The 21385-nt window shown below is 53.1% G+C and carries 25 protein-coding genes; 9 read left to right on the forward strand and 16 right to left on the reverse strand.

Annotated features, from left to right (window positions below; genetic code table 11):
• Positions 1–5: 5 nt before the first annotated feature.
• The 4 genes from AB9F26_RS17310 to AB9F26_RS17325 all read right to left on the reverse strand — a co-directional run bounded on the left by AB9F26_RS17310 (position 6) and on the right by AB9F26_RS17325 (position 3781).
• The gene (locus tag AB9F26_RS17310; RefSeq protein WP_369768597.1) at positions 6–1406 is read right to left on the reverse strand and encodes a multicopper oxidase family protein; all 1401 of its coding nucleotides are present in this window, start codon (positions 1404–1406) and stop codon (positions 6–8) included.
• Positions 1407–1470: 64 nt separating this feature from the next.
• On the reverse strand, positions 1471–2370 hold the full coding sequence (locus AB9F26_RS17315) for a cytochrome c (RefSeq protein WP_335586241.1): 900 nt from the start codon (positions 2368–2370) through the stop codon (positions 1471–1473).
• Positions 2371–2928 (reverse strand): cytochrome c, encoded by a 558-nt coding sequence (locus AB9F26_RS17320; RefSeq protein WP_369768598.1) that lies wholly within the window; start codon positions 2926–2928, stop codon positions 2371–2373.
• 394 nt (positions 2929–3322) lie between these two features.
• A complete protein-coding gene (locus AB9F26_RS17325) occupies positions 3323–3781 on the reverse strand; it encodes a cytochrome c (protein ID WP_369768599.1) in 459 nt (152 codons plus the stop codon).
• Positions 3782–4253: 472 nt separating this feature from the next.
• Here AB9F26_RS17325 and AB9F26_RS17330 point away from each other — a divergent pair, with 472 nt between their 5' ends.
• Complete coding sequence (locus AB9F26_RS17330) at positions 4254–4373, forward strand: DUF2933 domain-containing protein (protein WP_369768635.1); 120 nt, start codon at positions 4254–4256, stop codon at positions 4371–4373.
• Positions 4374–5085: 712 nt separating this feature from the next.
• On the opposite strand, the gene AB9F26_RS17335 is transcribed toward AB9F26_RS17330, so the two are convergent.
• The 4 genes from AB9F26_RS17335 to AB9F26_RS17350 form a co-directional block, all read right to left on the reverse strand.
• Positions 5086–5277, reverse strand: coding sequence for a cytochrome c-type biogenesis protein CcmH (locus AB9F26_RS17335; protein WP_369756568.1), 192 nt, complete (start codon positions 5275–5277; stop codon positions 5086–5088).
• A gap of 444 nt (positions 5278–5721) precedes the next feature.
• Complete coding sequence (locus AB9F26_RS17340) at positions 5722–6138, reverse strand: hypothetical protein (RefSeq protein ID WP_369768600.1); 417 nt, start codon at positions 6136–6138, stop codon at positions 5722–5724.
• 92 nt (positions 6139–6230) lie between these two features.
• Positions 6231–7622: an ATP-binding protein gene (locus tag AB9F26_RS17345; protein ID WP_335586245.1), complete on the reverse strand. Its 1392-nt coding sequence runs from the start codon at positions 7620–7622 to the stop codon at positions 6231–6233.
• Positions 7619–8344: a response regulator gene (locus tag AB9F26_RS17350; RefSeq protein ID WP_039002326.1), complete on the reverse strand. Its 726-nt coding sequence runs from the start codon at positions 8342–8344 to the stop codon at positions 7619–7621. The genes AB9F26_RS17345 and AB9F26_RS17350 overlap by 4 nt, the downstream gene beginning before the upstream one ends.
• Before the next feature lie 167 nt (positions 8345–8511).
• Here AB9F26_RS17350 and AB9F26_RS17355 point away from each other — a divergent pair, with 167 nt between their 5' ends.
• From AB9F26_RS17355 to AB9F26_RS17370, 4 genes are read left to right on the forward strand one after another with little or no spacing between them, the layout of a single operon-like run.
• Positions 8512–9081, forward strand: a complete 570-nt coding sequence (locus tag AB9F26_RS17355) for a calcium-binding protein (protein WP_369768601.1) — start codon at positions 8512–8514, stop codon at positions 9079–9081.
• 37 nt (positions 9082–9118) lie between these two features.
• Complete coding sequence (locus AB9F26_RS17360) at positions 9119–9586, forward strand: rhodanese-like domain-containing protein (protein ID WP_369768602.1); 468 nt, start codon at positions 9119–9121, stop codon at positions 9584–9586.
• A gap of 21 nt (positions 9587–9607) precedes the next feature.
• On the forward strand, positions 9608–11047 hold the full coding sequence (locus AB9F26_RS17365; protein ID WP_369768603.1) for a multicopper oxidase domain-containing protein: 1440 nt from the start codon (positions 9608–9610) through the stop codon (positions 11045–11047).
• 49 nt (positions 11048–11096) lie between these two features.
• Positions 11097–11786, forward strand: coding sequence for a VTT domain-containing protein (locus tag AB9F26_RS17370; RefSeq protein WP_335586249.1), 690 nt, complete (start codon positions 11097–11099; stop codon positions 11784–11786).
• A gap of 496 nt (positions 11787–12282) precedes the next feature.
• On the opposite strand, the gene AB9F26_RS17375 is transcribed toward AB9F26_RS17370, so the two are convergent.
• Together AB9F26_RS17375 and AB9F26_RS17380 are read right to left on the reverse strand one after the other, a co-directional pair.
• Positions 12283–12540 (reverse strand): HipA domain-containing protein, encoded by a 258-nt coding sequence (locus tag AB9F26_RS17375; protein WP_335586250.1) that lies wholly within the window; start codon positions 12538–12540, stop codon positions 12283–12285.
• A 425-nt stretch (positions 12541–12965) separates the two neighbouring features.
• Positions 12966–13226: a DUF2312 domain-containing protein gene (locus tag AB9F26_RS17380; RefSeq protein ID WP_039002604.1), complete on the reverse strand. Its 261-nt coding sequence runs from the start codon at positions 13224–13226 to the stop codon at positions 12966–12968.
• Positions 13227–13358: 132 nt separating this feature from the next.
• Here AB9F26_RS17380 and AB9F26_RS17385 point away from each other — a divergent pair, with 132 nt between their 5' ends.
• Positions 13359–13574, forward strand: coding sequence for a hypothetical protein (locus AB9F26_RS17385; protein ID WP_369768604.1), 216 nt, complete (start codon positions 13359–13361; stop codon positions 13572–13574).
• Between the two features lie 9 nt (positions 13575–13583).
• On the opposite strand, the gene AB9F26_RS17390 is transcribed toward AB9F26_RS17385, so the two are convergent.
• Complete coding sequence (locus tag AB9F26_RS17390) at positions 13584–13796, reverse strand: hypothetical protein (protein WP_039002504.1); 213 nt, start codon at positions 13794–13796, stop codon at positions 13584–13586.
• A gap of 151 nt (positions 13797–13947) precedes the next feature.
• On the opposite strand from AB9F26_RS17390, the gene AB9F26_RS17395 reads away from it, so the two are divergent.
• From AB9F26_RS17395 to AB9F26_RS17405, 3 genes are read left to right on the forward strand one after another with little or no spacing between them, the layout of a single operon-like run.
• Positions 13948–14367: a YeeE/YedE family protein gene (locus AB9F26_RS17395; RefSeq protein WP_369768605.1), complete on the forward strand. Its 420-nt coding sequence runs from the start codon at positions 13948–13950 to the stop codon at positions 14365–14367.
• Positions 14367–14786, forward strand: coding sequence for a DUF6691 family protein (locus tag AB9F26_RS17400; protein ID WP_335586252.1), 420 nt, complete (start codon positions 14367–14369; stop codon positions 14784–14786). The genes AB9F26_RS17395 and AB9F26_RS17400 overlap by 1 nt, the downstream gene beginning before the upstream one ends.
• A 20-nt stretch (positions 14787–14806) precedes the next feature.
• Positions 14807–15232, forward strand: coding sequence for a TIGR01244 family sulfur transferase (locus AB9F26_RS17405; protein ID WP_369756576.1), 426 nt, complete (start codon positions 14807–14809; stop codon positions 15230–15232).
• A 7-nt stretch (positions 15233–15239) separates the two neighbouring features.
• Here the strand turns inward: AB9F26_RS17405 and AB9F26_RS17410 are convergent, their stop codons facing one another.
• From AB9F26_RS17410 to AB9F26_RS17430, 5 genes are all read right to left on the reverse strand, one after another.
• Positions 15240–16430: a FliM/FliN family flagellar motor C-terminal domain-containing protein gene (locus AB9F26_RS17410; RefSeq protein WP_369757884.1), complete on the reverse strand. Its 1191-nt coding sequence runs from the start codon at positions 16428–16430 to the stop codon at positions 15240–15242.
• Between the two features lie 93 nt (positions 16431–16523).
• Positions 16524–19256, reverse strand: a complete 2733-nt coding sequence (locus AB9F26_RS17415; RefSeq protein ID WP_369768606.1) for an ATP-binding protein — start codon at positions 19254–19256, stop codon at positions 16524–16526.
• Positions 19257–19258: 2 nt separating this feature from the next.
• The gene (locus AB9F26_RS17420; protein WP_335585735.1) at positions 19259–19540 is read right to left on the reverse strand and encodes a hypothetical protein; all 282 of its coding nucleotides are present in this window, start codon (positions 19538–19540) and stop codon (positions 19259–19261) included.
• A complete protein-coding gene (locus AB9F26_RS17425) occupies positions 19537–19905 on the reverse strand; it encodes a response regulator transcription factor (RefSeq protein WP_039002511.1) in 369 nt (122 codons plus the stop codon). Before AB9F26_RS17425 ends, AB9F26_RS17420 begins: the two co-directional genes overlap by 4 nt.
• A 137-nt stretch (positions 19906–20042) precedes the next feature.
• Positions 20043–21305 carry a helix-turn-helix domain-containing protein gene (locus tag AB9F26_RS17430; protein ID WP_335585736.1) on the reverse strand — a complete coding sequence of 421 codons (1263 nt, stop codon included), beginning with the start codon at positions 21303–21305 and terminating at the stop codon, positions 20043–20045.
• Between the last annotated feature and the right edge of the window lie 80 nt (positions 21306–21385).

The following is a 21385-nucleotide window of genomic DNA, read 5'->3' on the forward strand; positions in this document are numbered from 1 at the left end:
TTGCATCACGCCACCTCAATCCACGTCATCATGCCAGACGCGGCATGCGACAGCATATGACAGTGGAAAAGCCACTTCCCCGGGTTGTCCGCAACAAAGGCGATCTCTCGTGATTCATCCCCAAAGATCAAAAGCGTATCCCTGAGAGGGCCTATTGTACCGTCTTCGGCAATCTCGCGAAAATGCATGCCATGAAGATGCATTGCATGGGGGAACACGGTGTTGTTGGCGATGCGCATTCTTGCCGTTTCGCCCCGCGCAAGGCTTGCAAGAGGCGTCTGCGTCATGCCCACCACACCGTTAAAAGACCAGAACTGATTGGCCGCCACAAGCTCGCGGAAATCCATGCGCTCGCCGTCCAAAACGGCCGTCTCCAGACGCCCCATCGCGCCACCTTCCATATCAAGAGTGATGCGACGCGCGGTTTCCAGATTTGGCACGTCCATATTCGGGTTGGGGGGCAAGGGCACAGGTGCCCCTCGTTGTTCTTTGGAAGAGTCGAGGGCGTCAACCACGCTAAACGCCGCTTGAGAATAGCCTTGATCCTCTTCAATGCGCACCAGATGCGCGGTTTCACCCATAGGGGCGGTCACATCGACAAATAGATCAACGCGTTGACCAGGGGCCATTAAAATCATCTCCGGAATCGGCTCCGGGGTTTCGAGGGGCATACCGTCCAGCGCCATCACCCAGCCCTCAAGGCCAGACAGGCCTAGCTGAAAAACCCGTGCATTTGCGGCGTTGATGAGACGCAAGCGCAGCCGTGTATTTGCGGGCACCTCCCACGTTGTGTCAAAGCTTCCGTTCGTCGCAATAAAATTGCCGCGGCGTCCTGCGTGGCTACTATTATGGGGGGCGTCAAAATCGGGGTCCAGTTGGCCAGTTTCCGGATCAAGCAGCCAATCATCAAGGATCAGCACCTCATCGCGATCCACGTCGGCAGGGGTTGGTTCTTCGACGATCAACGCGCCATAAAGGCCGCGCGCAACCTGCTCGGTTGACCGATTGTGCGCGTGATACCAATAGGTGCCCGCATCTGGCGCAACAAACTCGTAGTCGAACGTTTCGCCCGTTGGCACCGCTTCTTGGGTGAGGCCCGCAACGCCATCCATAGCATTTTCTATGCGCAGGCCGTGCCAATGCATCGAACTTGCTTGCGGCAGTTCATTCACAAATCGCCGCGCGACGGGCCCGCCTTGTGGCACACGTATTTCAGGGCCAGGCAGCTTGCCGTCATACCCCCAAATATCGGTCTTGGGGTATTCGGGCGGCGCTAGTTGAACGCTGGCAGGGCGTGCGACAATCCTTTGCATATCTGCGGTTTGCGCGCGGCCAATTGTCGGCACCATTGCCGCAACGCCAAACGCGGCACCCATTTGCAAAACATCACGTCGTGTTTGTGTCATTTCTGTTCCTTCATAGGAGAGGGGTTCGTCCCCTCCCAACTTCCAATACGTGATGCGCAATCAATTACCCGCCGCTATGATCATCCAACAAGTAGATGGCCATTGCGCGATGATCCTCAGGGCTCAAGAAGCTCGTGCCATACAAAACAACTTCCCCCATGGAATCACCGAAGGCATCCCCGTCGGGCTTCACACCTGTGCTCAATGCATAGGCAAGGTTATCCACCGTCCAGCCCCGCATTTGCAGGGTTTCGTAGTCAATTGCCGGGGCTTTTCCGCCACCTGGCAAAGTGGCGTTGCCCTTGAAGTGTTCGGTGTCGGTTTTTCGCGCTCCCGCAAAGTTTCGTGCGGTATGGCAGGCGGCACAATGCGTGGCACCCCCAACAAGAAGCCTCCCTCGATTCCACAGTGCATCATTGTCCGGATTTGGCTTGGTGCGAGGTGGTTTGAGGAATGCCGCGCGCCATAGTTTAAGGCCCCAACGTTGGTCAAACGGAAACGCCATTTCGTGGGGCTTTGAAGGTTCCGCAACTGGGGCCACTGTTTGGTAAGCTGCCCAAAGGTCAGCGATATCCTGATCGGTGAAATTCGCATAAAACGGATAGGTGAACGCCGGATAATAGGCCTCCCCCTCAGGCGAGACCCCTTGGCGAACTGCCACCGCAAATTCTTGAATGGTCCAATCGCCAATCCCGTGAACAGGGTCGCCAGTTAAGTTTGGAGAATACAATGTGCCAAAGGGGGTTTTCAACTCGACCCCTCCCGCCAAAGGCGCCCCTCCTGCTTCAAAATCAGTGTGACAGGCAATACAGCCACTTGCACGCGCAAGATAGGCACCGCGGCCGACATCCCCCTCAAGAGAAATTTGCGCAGGACTGTTACCAATCGGCCAGACAACGAGCGCCCCAATGACCACGGCCCCAAGAGCCGCAGACCCTAGAGCCAACTTGAATACCCATCTCATTTATTTATTCTCGGCGCGGTATTTTGTATGGCACGCAGTGCATACTTGAGACACAATCGTGAAGGCTTGATCGGCTGGCATCGCCGCGATCTGTGCGACGGACATGTTGGTTGCAGGCGAAGCCCCCATCATTCCCCCGCCGCCCATCATATCGCTGGCGGATTTACTTGTATTGCCACCCATCATAAGTCCATTGTCCGCAGCCTTGGCCAATCCTTCAGCTGCCACGCCAAGCCGCTCGGCAAGTTCGGAGAATTCGTCCCAATCTGACCATACGGTTGCCTTGGCCTCCGACGGTGCTGCCCCCGAACCCTCCGGAAACAACGAAGTCATTTCTTCGCCAGAATGCTGCAAGAAAAGCGCCGCCGCTTGTTTAACTGTCTCTGCGTTGTAGTCAGTTGTACCCTGCATCATGGGGGCGACGGATTTGACAGCCTTGCCCATCGCATCCATGGCATCCATACGCTCTTTTACGATCCCCATCGCGCCGCCATGCGCAAAGGCGGCAATGGCGGTAAATCCTACGACTATGGATGCTAATATAGGTGTTGTTTTCATCTGTTTTCTCCGTGAAGGTTTTTTGGAACAAGTTTATTTCAAGACCAGTATCGCGGAGGGGGACTTTCATGCAAAAGCAACCAGCTTTCGCCATAGGAGTGAACAAAAAAAGAGTTGGTTTGCATCTGTCGTAGAGTAATCAAAATTTCAGTATTTAGGAAAAATACGGCTGGAACAAAGCAGTCTATTCCGGGATGGCAATAGCCTGATTGTGCTTCCAACTCCTTGTGTGCATGCGATGGATCAGGGGACTCGTGTGAAATTGAAACAGAAGCCACATCCCTTGGATCCTCATGAGCACTCAAGTCTCGGGGGAAAACCGTAAACACAAGGATGGCGACAAGCGTCACCACTTTGACGATCCCAAACAAAACCAGAGAGCCCTTTGACACCATCAATTAATCCCGTTCTCACGCTGCAATTCACGAACATAAGTTGCAACATAGAGGATTTCCGCGCGTGTTAAACCTTTCACTGGGGGCATGTTGCCAAAATCCCAATGATGTGATCCCACGCCATTTTGGGCCGCATTCAAAAATGCCTCGTCGGAATGATGTCCCGGTTCATAAATTATATGGACCAACGGCGGCGCAACGCCATTTTGCCCTGCAGCGTTCACGCCATGGCATTCTGAGCATTTGGCGTCGAAAACCTGTTTACCGATTGACGCATTTTCCGACAGTTCGGTTGGCAATTGCACTTCGACAATCGGCGATCCTTCAGCGATTGCACTGGTGTCTGGATGCGCCATTGAATGGCCTTGTGGGGCAGTTGCGGGCTGCATGACCTTCCAGCCAATAAGGGCTACGCCCAACAAAAGGACCCCACCGATCAGATATCCCGATTTAATCATAATCGTACCTTTTTGAATTTTCTAAAGACTACACTCAAATCGATTTCACCCGAGTGCCTTGAATCTGATAATTTTGCCAAATCATAGGGAGTGTCCGAAAAACAGAAGGCATAGCTAGAAAAGTGATCCCACAGGCAAACACTCTGTGCTTTTGAGTTCTGTTCACTTTTGTTTCCCCATTTCGTCCTCAAATGTTTGCGCAATGGCTGGTACGTTGACCTAGTTTATGCAGTTTTAACGGGATGCTTCAACGTTTTGGAAGCACCAAATTTGTATCCAAATGTATCCTTGACTTTGAAGGAGGATAGACGCGTTTATTGGAAGCCTCACATAAACTAAAGGTTTCTAAAGCCGAAAATCAGCGTACTAAAAAATCAACCTTTAGAATTCGTCCACTTAGCAATGATTGCCTGTTGCGCGTCATGCTAATCCCAATTGGAGGATAGTTCTTAACAGGTAAAAACTGACGAGTATTGGCTCAAATCTAACCGCTTTTTCTCCGATTATACTGTGTGTTGGCGCGCATATATTCATGCATGAAGTCATGAATAAAAAAGTGCCACGGCTCCAAGAAAACAAAACGAAGGCGTAATGATGTGGGCCCTCACCGGCAGCCAATATTCCGGTACACCTGAAGCCCTAAAGAACATATTCACTTGCGAAAACGGACGCCAAGGATTTGCACTCACAGACCTCACGCTTCCAGAAATAAAGCAACCGCTAACAAAACACGCACCATACCAAATTCGCTAAACGCGCATCGCTCAATGGCTTGCCCATGCTCATCTAGAACGGTGTAGGTTTTCGCAAAGCGCACCCCCCTTCAAGATCATCAGATTCGTCACCCAAACACGTGGCTGCCGGATTGCTTGGATCCAAGGTAACGGCCCTATCAATCTCAATGACCGCCTGAGGAGACTCGATGCCCTGCTCCGCGACATGGCCTCCTCATAGCGCTCCATCCGGTAGTAGGTTTGCGCCATTAGCATCCAGCCCTGCGACGCACCGCCTTCAGGGGCCGCGAGCAAACCGGCAAAAAGCTTATCCGTTAGCTCAACAACACGCTCTTCTTCTTGGCCTTCTGTCTGACGGTTGGCGAAAACGAGGTTGGAAAACTCTGGCGACCCTTTGAGGCCCTAGTAGGAAAATGCAACAATACCACCAAAGCCCAAATCATGTGTGCGGTCCTGCTTTTTGTTCATTGATGAAGGTATCAATTTCTTGTTCTTCTGCGTCGCTCAGTCCCTTTGGTGTGGCCTGACGAGACGTTCGTCGGAAGGTGAGCACCCTAATTGCCACCGCCATCAAAAGCAAAAATGGTCGGGTGAGCCGTAATCGCCATACCGCACCTGAATGAAGGCGATGGCTAGGGCGTTGCTATCGCCGGCAACCAGCCTTTCCCGCACGAGCAAGTTCAAATCACGCGCCAATCCGGGCACATCGATGCCTTCAATTGGCGGCAAATCGAAATCCAGCACAGGTTGAGAAATGAGCACGGAAGGTACCTCATTTGGATCACGGTCTGGGTTCAGAACCCACCAACGACAAGCGCAATAAAAATTACCGTGAAGGCAATCAATCGTTTCATAGTTACTCTGCGGGGACTGTTGCGATTGGAAGGGCTTTACGCTACCGGGGACTATATTGAGGTACAAAGGTCGCCCGCAAGTTTCGAGCGGATTGCGCTTTCTGTCTTGGTACTTTGCCCCTCAGGATATCCAATAGGTGATTGGTTTGCCACTACGTTCCACCACAAGAGCACCGCGATCCGCGGCGTAATTGGGCCACGGACCCCTTCCATACCCTCAAATGTCACGCCAAATCCCGCAATAGCAATAATCGTTTCAGGGGTGACAAAGACGATTTCTTATATTTTCCACGCGCCATACCCAATGAAGCCAAACATCGCAATCGCGCGCCCCGTATGGGCGAAGGTCATTTCATGCGCGGCGCATGGCAAATTGCGCGCGCAGACCCCACAAAAGATACGTCAAGGGGGCGGATGCGTGTGGCCCCATCTTGAAGCAACGGGTTGAGGTCATTACCATCCAGAGGCGGTGGAATGGGTTTGAAGTCAGTAACATAAACGAGAAGAATCCCGTACTGATCCACGCCTGCACCACCAGTGTCCGCGCTTTTAGCCGCTCTGGGACGTTGCAGCCAAAGAGCGAAACGCCGGCGCCAAAAACGGGGGGGATCAGGACCCATAGCAATAGTGACCCTGCGTGACGCCCCCGTGCCCCCACAATTTTAAAAAGCAGCGGCTTGAGCGGGTGAGAATTCTCGGCCACGTTTAAAACCGTGAAATCACTGGTTAAAAAACTGCGCATCAAGGCGTCAACGTCTAGAGAAATCATAATATATTACAGTCACTTGGGTGACTCTATGTGCCTTTCCTCTTAAAGGGAAAGGGAGGTAAAAATCGTTAAATTTATCGGTCTATCTTGCCTTATGCTGCGGTGCTATTGGCGAGCGGGATGGTGATTGTGGCGCGCAACCCGCTCTCTTCGCGGTTTAACAGAGATATATCGCCACCGTGTGCGCCAATGATTGTGCGCGCAATCGACAGTCCGAGGCCATGCCCGCCGGTTTCTAACGACCGTGACTGCTCAAGCCGGAAAAAAGGATCGAACACACGCTCAAGTTCCGTGGCAGGGATTCCAGGGCCGTCATCCTCCACGATTATGACAAATTCGTCTTTTGAAACCGTGTGATACACCCGTGTATTTCCCCCATAGCGCACGGCGTTTTCAATGACGTTTCTAAGAGCGCGGCGCATTGCATTGGGGCGCAGGCGCACGTCGATTGTTGGGCCGTCTGCAAGCTCGAATGGAGTGTGCATGTCTGTTTGAAGGGATTGAAGGAAGGCTTTCAGATCAACGACTTCTGGCCCCTCCCCCCCCGTCAACCCGCGTGCAAAGGTTAGGGTTGCCTCGACCATCGACTGCATTTCTTCGACCGAGGCAACCAAACTGTCACGCGTTTCCTCATCATCCACCATTTCGGCGCGGACACGCAGGGCCGTAAGCGGTGAGCGGAGATCGTGCCCAAGGGCTGCCAACAACCGCGTGCGGTCGGCTACAAACCGCGTGAGGCGATCCTGCATCCGATTAAAAGTAGAGGTAAGGTCGCGCACCTCGGCGGGTCCAACCATAGGTAAATCAGAGACATCCTCACCGCGACCCAGACGATCCGCCGCCTGTACCAAACCCCGCAACGGGCCTGTAAGACGGGTCATCAAAAACCAAAAAACGACCCCCAAAATTGCGGCGGCAGAGAGGGCGAAAGTGAGCATGGAATAGATCGGCCATTGAATGGGTGGCCGTTCAAAACGCGTGCTCACATTAAGCCAATCCCCGCCCGTAATGCCAATGGACAGGTTCATTTCAACCGCCGACAACTCGCCGCGCATCATGGCAACATGCATTTGGGCCATTTCCTGCGAAAGGTGTGGGAGAGGCAAAATCTGCCCCTCTATTTCGTGCAGTTCGACGCGAATATCGCGACTAAAACTGTCGTCTAACAACGCCCGAATGCGTCCCTCAACCATGCCACTGTCAGAATGGTCCGCGTGTTGAACAATGGGCCGAGACGCCAATTCAAACCGCACCAAGGGGGAGTTGGACGCGCGCAAAATCGAGACGTGAAGTTCTGGAGGAGCCTCTTCAATTAAGCGCGCAACATTCGCCGCACGACCGGCAGCCTCAAACCCCAATGCAGCGCGAACCGCGAGGCTGCGTTCGTCAGCAAACAACCAAAGGCTAATAAATTGGGCTACCAACAAGGCTGCCATGACCAGAAGAACGAGCTGCACACGCAACGTACGTAAAAGCCCCATCATCCGCCAAAAACCTCAACATCAACCGACAGGCAGTATCCACCATTGCGAATGGTCCTGATGATTTTAGGGCGCAGGACGTCTATTTCAATTTTGCGCCGCAATCGACTGATTTGGTTGTCAATTGTACGATCAAGGGGCCCTCCAGACCGGCCTGCCGCCAAGTCCAAAAGCTGATCCCTGCTCAGAACGACACGGGGGCGTTCGAGCAGCACGACCAGCAATTTGAAATCCGCGCTTGTTAAGGCGATTTCTTCCTGACCTTCGCTCAACAAAACCTGCCGGTCTGCATCCAGAACTAAGTGTGCAAAACGTATTTTCTTACTCGCAAAATCACCGATCACCCTCTCGGGTTGTGCCGCACGACGCAGCACAGCTTTAATACGTGCCAGAAGTTCTCGCGGGTTAAACGGCTTAGAAATATAGTCGTCTGCACCAATTTCGAGGCCGACAATACGGTCCGTATCGTCGCCCAACGCCGTCAACAAAATGATGGGTATTTTTTGCTCTCCAGAAAGGCGCTGACAGACCGATAGACCGCTTTCGCCAGGCATCATGACATCCAAAACGATAAGGTCAAAATGCCCCATCGCCAGCTTGGAATCCATGTCCTTTGCATCTTTAGCTGGGGTGGCCCGCAGTCCATTTTTAATCAAAAAACGGGTCACGCTTTCACGGATTTGCAGGTGGTCGTCTACGACGAGAATATGTGGCGGGTTCATCATGTTCTCTTTCTAAATCAAATATATCCGTCGGGTCAGGCTCATTTTTGTCGCCAATTGTATCAGCCATCCTCCATTGCGACAGATGGATACAAATCCAAGCGTGCGCTGGCTTTGGTTTCTGTCATTTCTTGTCAGTGTAAAGCGGAAATAATTTTGGAGAGACAACAATGTCAAATACCCTCAAAACAGCAATATCTTTTGTCCTATTCACCGCAGTTAGCACCACCGCCTTTGCGGACGCTGGACATCATGACGGAGAAAAGCCCAAAGGCGCACCACAAGCGTTCAATGGTATGATGGGCGGGAATGGAAACATGGGAATGATGGGGGGTGGCCATCATGAAGACATGGCGGGAAGCATGGGCATGATGATGCAAATGCATTCGACCATGATGAACCAGAATATGATGGCGTTGATGCAGGGCGTGATGATGGAGGGCATTGAGGCAGACGCCGATGGCGACGGAACTGTTTCAGACGAAGAAGCGCATGGAATGTTGCAATCGATGCACGCAAATTCGGATGCGAATGACGACGGGACTCTTTCAATCGACGAATTTGAAGTGCTTCACAGCATGATGGTGCGCGCGCAAATGGTTGATAGGTTTCAAAATCTCGATGCAGATGGCGATGGCATGGTAACAATGGGCGAAATGACCGCACCTGCCGACCAAATGGACATGCCGATGCGAGGAAACGGTGGTATGGGTGAAGAGTCTGGTCCGTCCGACAACTAGGCGACCACGCGCGGCACAATCGAAAGGAAACCCCTTTATGCAACTGAACCGTAGGACATTGCTCGGCCTCATCGCAGCTCTCCCCGCAACAACTTTCGCCCCGATTACTTTCGCCCAAAACCGTGAGGTTTGGTCGGTGACTGAGACCTATGAGGCCCTGCAACTGGATGAAATTCTTCTGTTGGATATCCGCTCGCCTCAGGAATGGGCCGAGACAGGCGTGGCACAGGGTGCGTGGCCTGTGAGCCTGCATGAGGAAGGGTTTTCGGAGCGACTTATGGCGGCGCGAACGCTTGCCCAAGACCGGCCCGTTGCGCTGATCTGTGCGACGGGGGGACGCTCAGGGGCCGTTTATAAGAACCTGAAAGCGGCTGGATACGAAAATTTCATTGATGTCTCCGAAGGGATGCTTGGGTCAAGTGTCGGCGCCGGATGGATCAATACGGGTCTGCCAATTGTGACGATTGAAGAGGCGCAGGCCGCCCTTCCCGACGATCTGCTCTAAAACAATAAACGGAGACACAAATTGAAACGTCGAACCCTTCTAGGCGGTATCGCAGCAAGCACCGCAGTTGTGGGCTTTCCGAATTTATCCATTAGTCAGGAAGCTCCCAAACGTCTCGTCATGCCCCCACTTATGGATGCAACGACGACAAGGCGGGTTCGGTTGGAGGCGCAAAAGGGGCGAACTTTGTTTAAAGGTTCGTCCCGCGCTGACACATGGGGATTTAACCAACCCTTCCTTGGACCGACCCTGCGTATGGCGACAGGGCAAACAACGGTCACAGAGGTTACAAACAGTTTGAATGAGCCGATTTCGGTGCATTGGCATGGGCTTCTCGTGCCCGGGAGCGTCGATGGGGGGCCTCATCAACCCATCGCACCGCAGGCAACGTGGACACCAGAAATCTCCCTGACCCAACCCACCGCCACAGCTTGGTATCACTCCCACATTCATGGTGCGACGGCCAAACAGGTTCAGATGGGATTGGCAGGCGTGTTGCAAATCTCGGACGGCCAAGATGACGCCCGAGAACTCCCGTCAACTTACGGGGTGGATGACCTGACTCTCGTAATTCAGGATCGCCGGTTTACGCGCAATGGGCAAATGGATTTGTCCATCGGGATGGCCGAACAGATGACCGGTTTTCTTGGGGATACGATGTTGATCAACGGACAAATCGGCGCGACTGCGGTTGTGCCGCGCGGAGTGGTGCGCCTGCGACTTTTGAACGGATCGAACGCTCGGATTTATACGCTGGCCTTATCCGACAATCGGCCGATGCATCTCGTTGCGACAGATAGTGGGCTCCTAGATCAACCCATCGCCCTCACGAGCCTCAGGATTGCACCGGGGGAACGGTATGAAGTGTTGGTTGATTTTTCCAACGAACGCACGGTGACACTCGTTTCAGCGCAAAATCCGAACACGGGCATGATGGGCGGCGGCAATCAAAGCACCGCCGACTTCCCTGTACTTCCTTTTAGTGTCGATGCATCCCTTCTTACACGGATAACGCGCCTCCCCACGGCCCTTGGTGGTAGCCGCCCAACCGCCGATGCCGCCAACGCGAAATGGCGTCGCTTTTCCCTCGATATGTCGATGGGCATGGGTATGATGTTTCGCCAATCGGACCGGCGCTTTTCCATCAACGGGGCACCGTTTGACATGAAGCGCATCGATTTCAACGTCGACCTTGGCGCAATGGAACGCTGGACAATTTCCGCCGACTTGATGATGCACCCGTTTCACGTTCACGGCGCAATGTTTCAAGTCCTGTCGGAAAACGGCCAGCCACCACAAATTCAAAACACAGGGTGGAAAGACACCGTTCTGGTCAACGGGTCTGTCGATCTCTTAATCAAATTTGATCACCCTGCCTCCAAACAAGCCCCTTTTATGTATCATTGCCACATCCTCGAACATGAAGACGGCGGAATGATGGGCCAATTCACAGTTGGATGAAGGACGTGGTCTACCAAAGTCGCTCCCGATCCCTTCAGGGAACCCTCGCATGTTAAGGATCAAAGCCATCAAAACAAAGCCTCTCGTCATTGCGGTTTTCGCCGTTTTGGCGCTCGCTGCCATCTTGCTTTGGTATTTTGAGGTGCCTGCCATGTTTGACGCCGAGAAAACGACCGCATGGATCGAAAATCTGGGGGTGCTGGGCCCGCTCGCCATCATTGCGCTGATGACCCTCGCGGTTGTCGCCAGCCCAATTCCTAGCGCGCCAATCGCCGTTGCTGCGGGGGCCGCTTACGGCAAGATGGCGGGTATGATCTATGTGGCAATTGGGGCGGAAACGGGGGCCGTTCTCGCGTTTCTCATTGCACGTCATCTTGGCCAAGACGCTGTTGAGCGGTTCCTTGGAGAGAAGGCCGGAAAAGGCCTTTTGGGTTCGCAGAACGCGCTAACGTTTGCGGTATTCTTCAGCCGATTACTGCCGTTCGTCTCCTTTGACGTAATGAGCTACGCCGCAGGCCTCAGTCGCCTGCATCTCTGGCGTTTTCTACTTGCAACCTTCGCCGGCATTCTGCCTGCAAGCTTTGCCTTAGTCTTTCTCGGAGCCGAGGCCATGGAGGGCAATTCAAAGTGGATCATGGGCGTGATTCTTGGACTGGGCCTGCTAACAAGCGTGCCGCTTTTACTTGCGTTTTTCCGACGCAGAACGGCCCTTGAAGACAGTGATGACACCGATGAATAGTTCACAATATTTATTGCAAAAGCACATTCATTGTCGCTTGTTTTCTTAATTTTCTATCGTCAACGCGCTTTTTAACCGCTTGCCGTGGGAGAGTTGCAAGAGCCCCAACGTCGTCGTAAGCGTCCGGTGTTCCCACCGAATTGTGCAATAAGCGCGGCCAAACGCGCCCGACAAAATCGCATTAATCAATTTAGCCTTGCGGCCAGTCGCGGCCTTTGGATAGTGGCAAGCGAAAGATCGATCTATTTGGGAACTCAAGGTGTCGATAAGCATTCATATCAGACTTTTCATTGCCGAATGCATAGTCGCCATTTTGAACATCCCGTTCATTAAATCGATTGGGCGAGTTTGACCGAGCACCACTCCGGATGATGCAGATTTTGATGGCTGCCTCAGTTTAGTTTCCTACCATGCTCAAAGACGCGCAGCCTATGAGATATCATGGTTTTCAATCGTCGGTCCAACCGCTGCGAGTCACTTGTAATTCACTGCAAATTCAACGCCAGTAGCCGGCAATATACCGCGCCATATCCCCAATCATCTCGCGCGCCTCGCCCGTCGTCAGATCAAAATACGGGGCCGTATCCAGAACCGAGCGAATAGAATATTCTGCCCTATGAATCTCCGAAATCGGTGCCTGTAATTGACCACCCGGCCGATGCTCCGGATTGATGTCGAATGCAGGCGACAGCCGCCAGCCGTTCCCACCTCGCAAAAACCCATAATTCCGCAAGTGATCATCTGTTTTGCGCACGAGGCCGCGAAGGCCCGCGGACTTTTAAGCAAGAGGTATAGTCGCTATCGTTTCTTGCTTTCCCAATTTTTCATTTTGTTTAAAAAGTTGTTCATACTCAGAGTGATGCTCTAAAACCTAAGTGCTCTTCAATCGAATTTTGTCCGTTAAAACTTCAGCTTTTGAGGCTTTCAGGGACTTAGCTTCAGCAACTCTTTTTGGGGCTCGTTTATTCTACTTCTTAAGCCAATATAGCACGAAACTTCGGGTATCGAGATATTGATTTTTGCGCAGTGTTCCTTCAGATACGCTAGCCCAGCGACATATTTGGGGGCAACGTCGCGTCGGGCCAGCTTCCGCATTTTTTTGCGGTAAGCTTGACTGCAGTACCTCCACCGTAGTTGGGGTACTTAAAAAGCTACCGATGGCGGTACATGCAAACGCTTTTAAGTCATCCCCAAAGCTTCTTTGTACATCTCCATCACAGCTTCTTCTTCCGCCAAATCATTCGCATCACGCTTACGCAGGGCAATGATTTTACGAAGGACTTTAGTATCGTATCCACGGCCCTTTGCTTCGGACATGACTTCTTTTTGCTGCTCCGCGAGGTCCTTTTTCTCGGCGTCCAAACGCTCTATGCGCTCAATAAATTGACGCAGCTCGTCTGCGGTCACGCGATAAGTTGCATCGCTGGAAAAATCGTTCATCAGAAAACCCTCGTCGGTTTGTTTTGTTTTTTGCTGCGCCATAGCTACTCAACACAATCCAGAGCCGCAAGGGGCTTGCTCTGAAAGCTGACATCCTTTAGGCGGCAAAACACTTGTTCTTGGAGAAAATGAATGGACATCCTGATTATCGCTGGCGCGGTGCTATCCTTGATCGGCCTGATTGGCTTGATCTATTGTATTGTTTCCGCGCTGCGCGCGCGCAAACAGGGCCTAAGCGATGAAGAGATGCGCGTGCTTTTGCGTGGTCTTGTCGCTTGGAATATGGGGGCCCTGTTTACGTCAATCCTCGGCCTTATGATGGTCGTATCCGGAATTTTTTTAAGCTAAGTCAGCGCCTTAGACGGGAAGATTGTTGAAATAGTCTTCCGCGCTCTCGTCTTCTAGGGCGCGTTCAAAGGCTTCCAAATCCTCGGGAACTGGCAAACCAAGCGCGCGCATCTCAGACAGTTTTTCCCGCAAAGATTCCTGCAATATATGCACATCCTCTGGCGCTTTTTCAATTTCGTCCAACAATAGCAGAATTGCCGTTTTTAAGGTCTCAAAAGCCATACTTCCTCCATACTTAACGCGATTCGCCAAAATAGCCCCACGTCAATGCTGTCAGTATACAGTGCTTTTGCGCTTCGGCCTTGAGATATATCAAAGTTTGCCTATATATCTTTTCATCCCAGCGGGGAATCACAGGAAAAGGTGTCGAAGAATGGAACAAAGTTGGATTATGGGCCTCATAGGCGGGCTCATCATAGGGTGTGCTGGAGCAGTATATTTGTTGATGAACGGTCGCATTATGGGCGCAAGCGGTGTCATCGGTGGTTTCATTGATGGGTCGGGTCGCAACATGGAACGCGGCTCGTTTTTGGCAGGACTTTTCATCGTACCCGCGATTTTGGCCGCCACGGTTTACCCCTCCCAAACCAACGTTACCTCCAACCTATTTATCGTAGCCGCCGCGGGCCTTTTGGTTGGAATTGGCACACGCATCGCTAACGGATGCACGTCGGGCCACGGCGTTTGCGGTATCTCGCGTCTTTCGTTGCGCGGCATCGTTGCAACCGTTTTTTATATCCTAGCGGGCGGCCTGACAGTCGTTCTGTTCCGTCACATCTTGGGAGTGATCTAATGCGCAACTTTTATGCTCTTCTCGCCGGAAGCCTGTTTGGCACAGGGTTGCTGATTTCTGGGATGACGGACACCCAGCGCGTTATTGGCTGGCTCGACGTTTTTGGATCATGGGATCCGACGCTCGCCTTCGTCATGGGCGGCGCTATCCTCCCAATGGCGGTAGCATGGGCTTATTCCAAAGGGCGCACGCCAAAATTAGGTGGCACATTCCCTGCACCACCAGAACCACGCCTTGGTCGCGGCCTTGTGGTTGGATCGGTTTTGTTTGGGGCCGGTTGGGGGTTGGCTGGCCTTTGCCCTGGTCCCGCAATTGCATCTTTGAGCTTTGGCGGTGTGGGAGGCCTCACATTTGTTGCCTTCATGACGCTTGGAATGATTTTCGCGCCAAGGCTAAAATCTCGGCTAGAATCCGCCTAAATCACGTGGTAAGAGACGGCATGGATATTAAAACGATTACAGATACCTATGCCGTTTCTGCCCAGATTGAGCCAAACGATGTTCAGGCCTTGGTGGATGCTGGTTTTACCACGGTCATTTGCAACCGACCGGATTCTGAAGTTCCACCAGCCCTACAGGCGGCGGAAATCAAGGCCGCAGTGGAAGCTGCGGGGCTGAAATTTGTGATCAACCCCGTCGTCCATGGGCAATTGACCCAAGATATTCTCGATATTCAGGCCCGTGAGATCGAAACCGCGACTGGCAAGTGTTTTGCATATTGCGCTTCGGGAAATCGCTCAACTGTCGTTTGGGCCTTGGGAAGTGCCGGAAAAATATCCACAAGCCAAATCATTGCGGCAGGCGAGGCGGCAGGCTATCAGCTTGAAGCCATGCGCAACCAACTCGACATTCTCGCCGAAAAATAGGACTTTCCTAGTCGATTTGAATTGGGCTCACGTCCATCTCGAAATCAAGGTCTGGCAAATCGCCCATCGGTGGTAAATTGTCCATCGGTGGCAAGTCACTCATGGATGGAAAATCGTCCATTGCCGGAAAATCGCCCAATCCGTCGTCAGGCTCGTCCACTTCATCCGGTGGACTCATATCGGAAAAATCTTTCGGAACTCCGGTGTCCATTGGCAAAACGGCATCCGTCGCGGTGACAGGTATTGGCCCATCGACGGGTCCCATGGCCTCAAGCGGATTTCCATTCATTTGTGCCATCGAGGACTTTGACTGCGCCGTCTTAGCACCCTCACCACCCGAAATTTTTACCGCGCGAAAACCGTTGGACTGGCCCAACGATCCCTGAGCGACGACGCTTCCATCGCTCCCTTTTACTTTAAGGGTGTTCACGGACATACGCGGCAGTATAATTTCATACCCAACGACAAGATTGGGGACTTCGTCCAACGGCATGGTGAACGTATGCAGGGTCACGTCAATCTCCACCTCGGCTCCCATCACCCCTGCTTCGAGTTTTGTCGTCCATTTTTTGGAGGGACCGACATCCTCGGATGCTTTCGTATCCACCCGCAAGCTCGGATAGGCGAGGATCAAGTAAGCGGGCTTGGCCACCTTGCCCAACCCCACTGCAATCTCAAAACACGCATAATCGTCTTCTGGCAAAACGAGGGGCAGATGGCGCTGATCTTCGATAACACGGGAATAGGAAAACCCAAGAAACCGCGGAAGTTCCTCCTTGCCCGCAAGCTGATGCACGAATTCGGCAAGAACGGCATCTAGAAATGGCTCTACCAAGGACGCATCCGTACGGGTGGGGCGCCGCGCAATCGGCGGATTCGGTGAGACATCCCCTATTGTTTGAATCTCAATCAGACTCGCCAATAGGGCCGCATCCGGAATCGCAATGCCGAGACGATCGTCCGTAGATTGTATGAGCATGTACAGGCGGTTGTCCTCAAGTTTACTGAGCAACATTTCGCGAGTGTGACTTTTCAGGGAAACATCCGACACGATCAACGGTAGGTCCAGTGCATGATCCGCCGCCTTTGGAAGAGCATTGCGCATCGCTTTGCAGGGCGTCATCAACGATAGGTCGGGGCTCTCCCCGACCCGCTCCATCAAGCGTTTTAGTACTGATTGAACCGCGTCGGCAGTCATATTCCTTGAATTCCCAATGGCATACCCTCTGTTTTTGGGCAAACATGGTTGAGAATTCGTTACTAGTGGCCACGACTTCGCAAAAATTAACCCTTAGATCGCGATTTCCTCGCTTGGAAGGTCCAACATCGCATGGGTTACTTTGCGGTCAGGTAATTTACTCGGGAATGAAACGCGGAACGCCGCGCCACTCTGCCCTGGTAAATAGCTCACTTCGCCGCCAAGATTGATCATAATCTCACGGCAAATCGCAAGGCCAAGCCCGGCCCCTCCTGCTGCGGCCTGATCCCCGAGGCGCGAAAATTTCTCAAAAATCAAACCTTGGTTTTTGTTCGAAATTCCTGATCCATTGTCGCCGAAAATAATCTCAATCCACCCATCCGGTGTTGGTGTTCGCACGTGAATACGCAGCACAGGTGTTTCGGCGTCACAGTATTTTTGTGCGTTTGAAATCAGATTGATAAAGACCTGAGTTAATCGATCACTATCAGTATGAAGCGGAACCATTTCGCGCCCCGCATCCCGTATCACGGTGATCGGATGGGCATCATGCGAAATACTCGCCGAAACTGCGTGATCAAGCAACACGCCCAACGTGGCATCCTGTGCATTCAAGCTCACTTGCCCGTTTTCCAGCACCGAAATATCGAGTAAATCGTCCAAAAGCCGCGTCAAGCGTTGGGTCTCATCATGGATAATGCTCGAATATTTTTTACGCTCGGAATCCGTCATTTTTCCCTCCTCGCGCAGAATCTCTGAGAAGGCGCGAATACTGGTCATCGGAGTGCGCAACTCATGGCTGATCTGACTTAAAAAGGCGTCTTTTTGGATCGACAATTCGGTCAGTTTTTCATTCACTTCGCGCAATTGAAGTGCCGTGCGCCCAAGCTCTGCGGTTTTGTTCTCAAGCTGGCTTGAGTATTCTAACATCTGGGCCGTTTCGTCGGCCACCGCCATCAAATCCTCAACCGAAACTGCGGCCCCGCCGACGATCTGCCCAACCATTGCATGCGCGGTAGCAGCGCCAACCGATCCAGCCAATTCGCGCTCAATTCGACTGAGGAAATCTGGCGAAGTATCGGGCAGATACCCCTGTTTTCCCTGTGATTTTGCGGCCTGAAGAAACACTTTCTGCGCCTGATCCGCCCCCAGAATACGTTGGGACATCACCAGAAGATCTTCTGCTTCGCCGCCATGCCCCCTCCACTCTTGCGCGGTCGTCGAATGCTCAAATGCGTTGACGATTTGTGCTCCTTGCAGGCGTTCCAATGGAGAGGGGAAACTCAGTAAAGATACCGTACAAAACGCCAAAGTATTCAGGAATGTGGACCAGACTATCGCATGAACAACGGGATCCAAGCCTTTGATACCGAACAAAGATTGCGGCGCAAGCCAACTTATCCCGAAAGGGCCAAACTCCATCACAGAGGCACTCATAAGACCATTGGCACCAAGGCTGGGTAAAAACAACGCATAGGCCCAGATCGCAAACCCCGTCAGCAGGCCCGCGATGGCCCCGATCCGTGTTGCTCCGCGCCAAAACATACCACCGACGAGGGCGGGCAAAAACTGCGCAACCCCCGCGAAACTGATCAACCCAATGGCCGCGAGCGCCGCGCCGCCGCCTGAGAAACGATAATAGATATAACCAAGCCCCAATATGCCAGCGATTGATGTACGACGCGCAAGCAAAATAACACGCCGCACATCGCCCGAAACCGTCGCACCGCTTTGGTTTTTGGAGAGCCAAAGTGGCATTACAATGTGGTTTGACACCATCGTCGACAGGGCAATCGCCGCAACAACTACCATCGAGGTGGCCGAGGAAAAGCCGCCAAGGAAGGACAACATCGCAAGGCCATTTTGGTTCATCGATAGCGGCAGGCTGAGAACGAATAGATCGGGGTTATTATTGGGCAAAAGTTCGAGGCCAACCACAGCGATTGGCAGCACGAAGAGGCACATCAAAAACAAATACAGCGGGAAAGCCCAACTCGCTGTGGCCACGTGGCGTTCGTCGGAATTTTCCACCACCATGACTTGAAACATGCGCGGCAAACAGATGAACGCGGCCGCCGAAAGGAACGTCAAACTGATCCAGCGGCTGGTGTTGGGGGGGATGTCCGAGAGCGGCGACGCGTCGATCCGCACCAGCGTATCCCCCATACCATCCGCCACGCCCCAGACCACAAATATACCGACGGACAAGAGCGCGACAAGTTTTACAACCGCTTCAACTGCGATGGCCGTCACCACGCCGTGATGGCGCTCGTTGGCGTCCAGATTGCGGGTTCCAAATAACACCGTAAAGACCGCAAGCCCGATCGCCACCCAAAGTGCGGTGGCGTTCAAATCCATGCTGGCACCTTGGCCGCTATGTGTCGCAAAAACCGAAAATGAGAGCGTAACCGATTGAAGCTGCAAGGCAATATATGGCGTAGACCCAACGACCGCCATCAAAGTGACGATAACACCAAGCGACGTCGACTTCCCAAAACGCGAGGAAATAAGATCGGCAATGGAGGTGATCCGCTGCATTTTCCCAACTCGCACCAGTTTTCGGACAAACCACCACCACCCGATCATCACAATCGTGGGGCCGATGTAAATTGTCGCGAACTCAAGCCCTGAGCGCGCCGCATATCCAACGGCACCATAGAAGGTCCAAGCGGTGCAATAAATCGATAGGGATAGCGTATAGACCAGCGGGGATTGCAGCCAGCCAAGCTTCCCTGCCGCTGCGCGTTTTTCGGCGAAAAAGGCTATGAGAAACAGGGCGACAACATAGGTAAGGCAGACGGCAATTAGCGCATTAAACGGGACCATCTCTAGGCCTCGTGGTCCGACTTGGACGCTTTATACTCTTTGCGCCCGATACGATGCAACGGCCGAGCCAAAAGCGCCGCCAGCGCAATCAAAACGACCCACACCCCAAACATAAACAACACCGACCCAGAGATCCCGTCATCGGAGGCATTACTGCGGATCAAGGTCAGAACGCCGACAAGAAGAATGACGCCCAACAGTGGCAAAAGTCGGGCTGCGTCCATAGTTCGGCGCGCCCGATAGGTGGCATGCGCCACAAAGAGGGGGCGCGATGGTTCGTTCATGCGGGGCAAAGTGTTTGCATAATTTCAAGCACTTCGGCGTTGGAGAAGGGCTTGGTCATAAAATGGCTCACCCCGTAACTCTCGGCCAATGCGCGGTCTTTGGTTTGGCCGCGCGCTGTAAGCATCAACACGGGCAACGTCGCGGTCGCTTCGATTTCGCGCAACTCCTTCAGGATGTCAAACCCGCTTTTATGAGGCAGCATAACGTCCAAAATCACCACATCGGGTGCGACATCAAGAACCGCATTCACCGCCGAGCGTCCATCCGCATGGGTATCCACCCGCCAGCCATCACGCGCCAGAATAAAACGGATCGCCTCGACAATATTCGGCTCATCTTCAATCAATAGGACATGTTTGCCCATCTATCCCTCCCGATTCGACAGCCAGTTCGAGAACCCCTGTCAGGAGGCCTCCACCTCCCATTTTACGTGCCCTGACTATTTCGATACTCTTACCTCATGTCAAAAGCAACTTTGATGCGACGCAATCGCAAAACCGGCTAGATCCGGGTCACAGGCGTGTTTGACAGGAAAAGATCGGGCGTGGCCCCGATAATATCTGGCACAAGCGCTGCGGGTAAAATTAACATAGTTGCCTCTAGTTGCGGTGGCACATCAAACGAAAGAGGCGCGACCGACTGACAGATTGCATAGACGAGGAACTGGCGCGCAGAACTGCCCTGCCCCTGTTGAATATGGCGCCGCACGGGTAAATTTGGACGGCTCAGAGCTTGATACAGTGGCCATTCTGGATACGCCCCCCCAAACCTTGGTAAAGGAAATCCGCCGATTGCGTGCCTCAGCACCAAAGCCCCCGTGCCGTCACAAATTGCAAGGCCAATGGCGGCGTTTTCCGTTTCGACAGGGAGGGTCACGAGGCGCCGCATTGTGGAGGGAATGCTGGTGGAAAAAGCGCGGGCTAGCTTTGCGGGGTCGTATTGTGCGCGGATGGCCTCCTGCTGAAACGCTCCCAATGGCATTGCCGCAGCATCTTGCACATAGCGCGTGAAATACTGGCGCGCCGCCTCTTGAGCGGCATCGCCTTCAATTCCTGCTGCAATGACAAGATTGGGAATATCCGCATCGCCAACCTCTAGCGCAGGAAGATGAAAACTATGCTCTCGTAAGTATGCCTCCAAAACGTCGATAGGAGTCCCCGCCTGTGAGGAAGCCGCCTCATCGCGATCGAGATACGTCACCAAAGCCTGCGAAGACTCGGCCAAGCGTACCGAATCCTCATAGAGGTTGCGCTGAAAACGTGTGCGCCACGCCTGCTCCATGTCTTGCGGATCGGCCAGAATAGCCGCAGTGGAGCGGATCGCAGTCACGGTTGAGAGAACTTCATGCAGCGCCCCCGAGAGAATAGGATCATGTGCAAGCCGATCCGTCAGGGCCTCGACTTGGCGCTCCAACGCAGAAACCCGTTGTGTTTGACTGGCCAGCAGCGCCGCCCACCCCGGAAACCGCGCGGCAAACCCCTCTATTTGGTCGATCTCGGCGGCACTCGCCATTTGGCTGGCCGCGGCCGAAAGAAGGCGGGCCAAAAGGGTGGCTTCTGTGCCTTCAGAAAGGGCCGACGCATCAACTGCCAAGGCCCGTGCGATATCCATCAACAGTTTACCGCCAATTCTGCGACGATTGTGTTCGATCAAGTTGAGGTAGGACGGTGAAATTCCGACCTGCCTGGCCAATTCCCCCTGTCTTCGCCCGACTGCGACCCTTCGATCTCGTATTCTATGGCCTGTCAATTGGTGTGACGTCATGCTTCCTCCCGCGGAAACCTCAACAAATGCAGCATTTTCTGCGCGTGCGCGTTAATAACTTTACACATTAATCACTTTTA

It is taken from the genome of Falsihalocynthiibacter sp. BN13B15 (genome assembly GCF_041205415.1).
Lineage (GTDB): Bacteria > Pseudomonadota > Alphaproteobacteria > Rhodobacterales > Rhodobacteraceae > Falsihalocynthiibacter > Falsihalocynthiibacter arcticus.

Bases quoted from the DNA above. Each gene is read 5' to 3' on its own strand.
- AB9F26_RS17310 (WP_369768597.1), bottom strand. From the start codon at position 1,406: ATGACACAAACACGACGTGATGTTTTGCAAATGGGTGCCGCGTTTGGC.
- AB9F26_RS17315 (WP_335586241.1), bottom strand. From the start codon at position 2,370: ATGAGATGGGTATTCAAGTTGGCTCTAGGGTCTGCGGCTCTTGGGGCC.
- AB9F26_RS17320 (WP_369768598.1), bottom strand. From the start codon at position 2,928: ATGAAAACAACACCTATATTAGCATCCATAGTCGTAGGATTTACCGCC.
- AB9F26_RS17325 (WP_369768599.1), bottom strand. From the start codon at position 3,781: ATGATTAAATCGGGATATCTGATCGGTGGGGTCCTTTTGTTGGGCGTA.
- AB9F26_RS17340 (WP_369768600.1), bottom strand. From the start codon at position 6,138: ATGATTTCTCTAGACGTTGACGCCTTGATGCGCAGTTTTTTAACCAGT.
- AB9F26_RS17345 (WP_335586245.1), bottom strand. From the start codon at position 7,622: ATGATGGGGCTTTTACGTACGTTGCGTGTGCAGCTCGTTCTTCTGGTC.
- AB9F26_RS17350 (WP_039002326.1), bottom strand. From the start codon at position 8,344: ATGATGAACCCGCCACATATTCTCGTCGTAGACGACCACCTGCAAATC.
- AB9F26_RS17355 (WP_369768601.1), top strand. From the start codon at position 8,512: ATGTCAAATACCCTCAAAACAGCAATATCTTTTGTCCTATTCACCGCA.
- AB9F26_RS17360 (WP_369768602.1), top strand. From the start codon at position 9,119: ATGCAACTGAACCGTAGGACATTGCTCGGCCTCATCGCAGCTCTCCCC.
- AB9F26_RS17370 (WP_335586249.1), top strand. From the start codon at position 11,097: ATGTTAAGGATCAAAGCCATCAAAACAAAGCCTCTCGTCATTGCGGTT.
- AB9F26_RS17380 (WP_039002604.1), bottom strand. From the start codon at position 13,226: ATGAACGATTTTTCCAGCGATGCAACTTATCGCGTGACCGCAGACGAG.
- AB9F26_RS17385 (WP_369768604.1), top strand. From the start codon at position 13,359: ATGGACATCCTGATTATCGCTGGCGCGGTGCTATCCTTGATCGGCCTG.
- AB9F26_RS17390 (WP_039002504.1), bottom strand. From the start codon at position 13,796: ATGGCTTTTGAGACCTTAAAAACGGCAATTCTGCTATTGTTGGACGAA.
- AB9F26_RS17395 (WP_369768605.1), top strand. From the start codon at position 13,948: ATGGAACAAAGTTGGATTATGGGCCTCATAGGCGGGCTCATCATAGGG.
- AB9F26_RS17400 (WP_335586252.1), top strand. From the start codon at position 14,367: ATGCGCAACTTTTATGCTCTTCTCGCCGGAAGCCTGTTTGGCACAGGG.
- AB9F26_RS17405 (WP_369756576.1), top strand. From the start codon at position 14,807: ATGGATATTAAAACGATTACAGATACCTATGCCGTTTCTGCCCAGATT.
- AB9F26_RS17410 (WP_369757884.1), bottom strand. From the start codon at position 16,430: ATGACTGCCGACGCGGTTCAATCAGTACTAAAACGCTTGATGGAGCGG.
- AB9F26_RS17415 (WP_369768606.1), bottom strand. From the start codon at position 19,256: ATGGTCCCGTTTAATGCGCTAATTGCCGTCTGCCTTACCTATGTTGTC.
- AB9F26_RS17420 (WP_335585735.1), bottom strand. From the start codon at position 19,540: ATGAACGAACCATCGCGCCCCCTCTTTGTGGCGCATGCCACCTATCGG.
- AB9F26_RS17425 (WP_039002511.1), bottom strand. From the start codon at position 19,905: ATGGGCAAACATGTCCTATTGATTGAAGATGAGCCGAATATTGTCGAG.
- AB9F26_RS17430 (WP_335585736.1), bottom strand. From the start codon at position 21,305: ATGACGTCACACCAATTGACAGGCCATAGAATACGAGATCGAAGGGTC.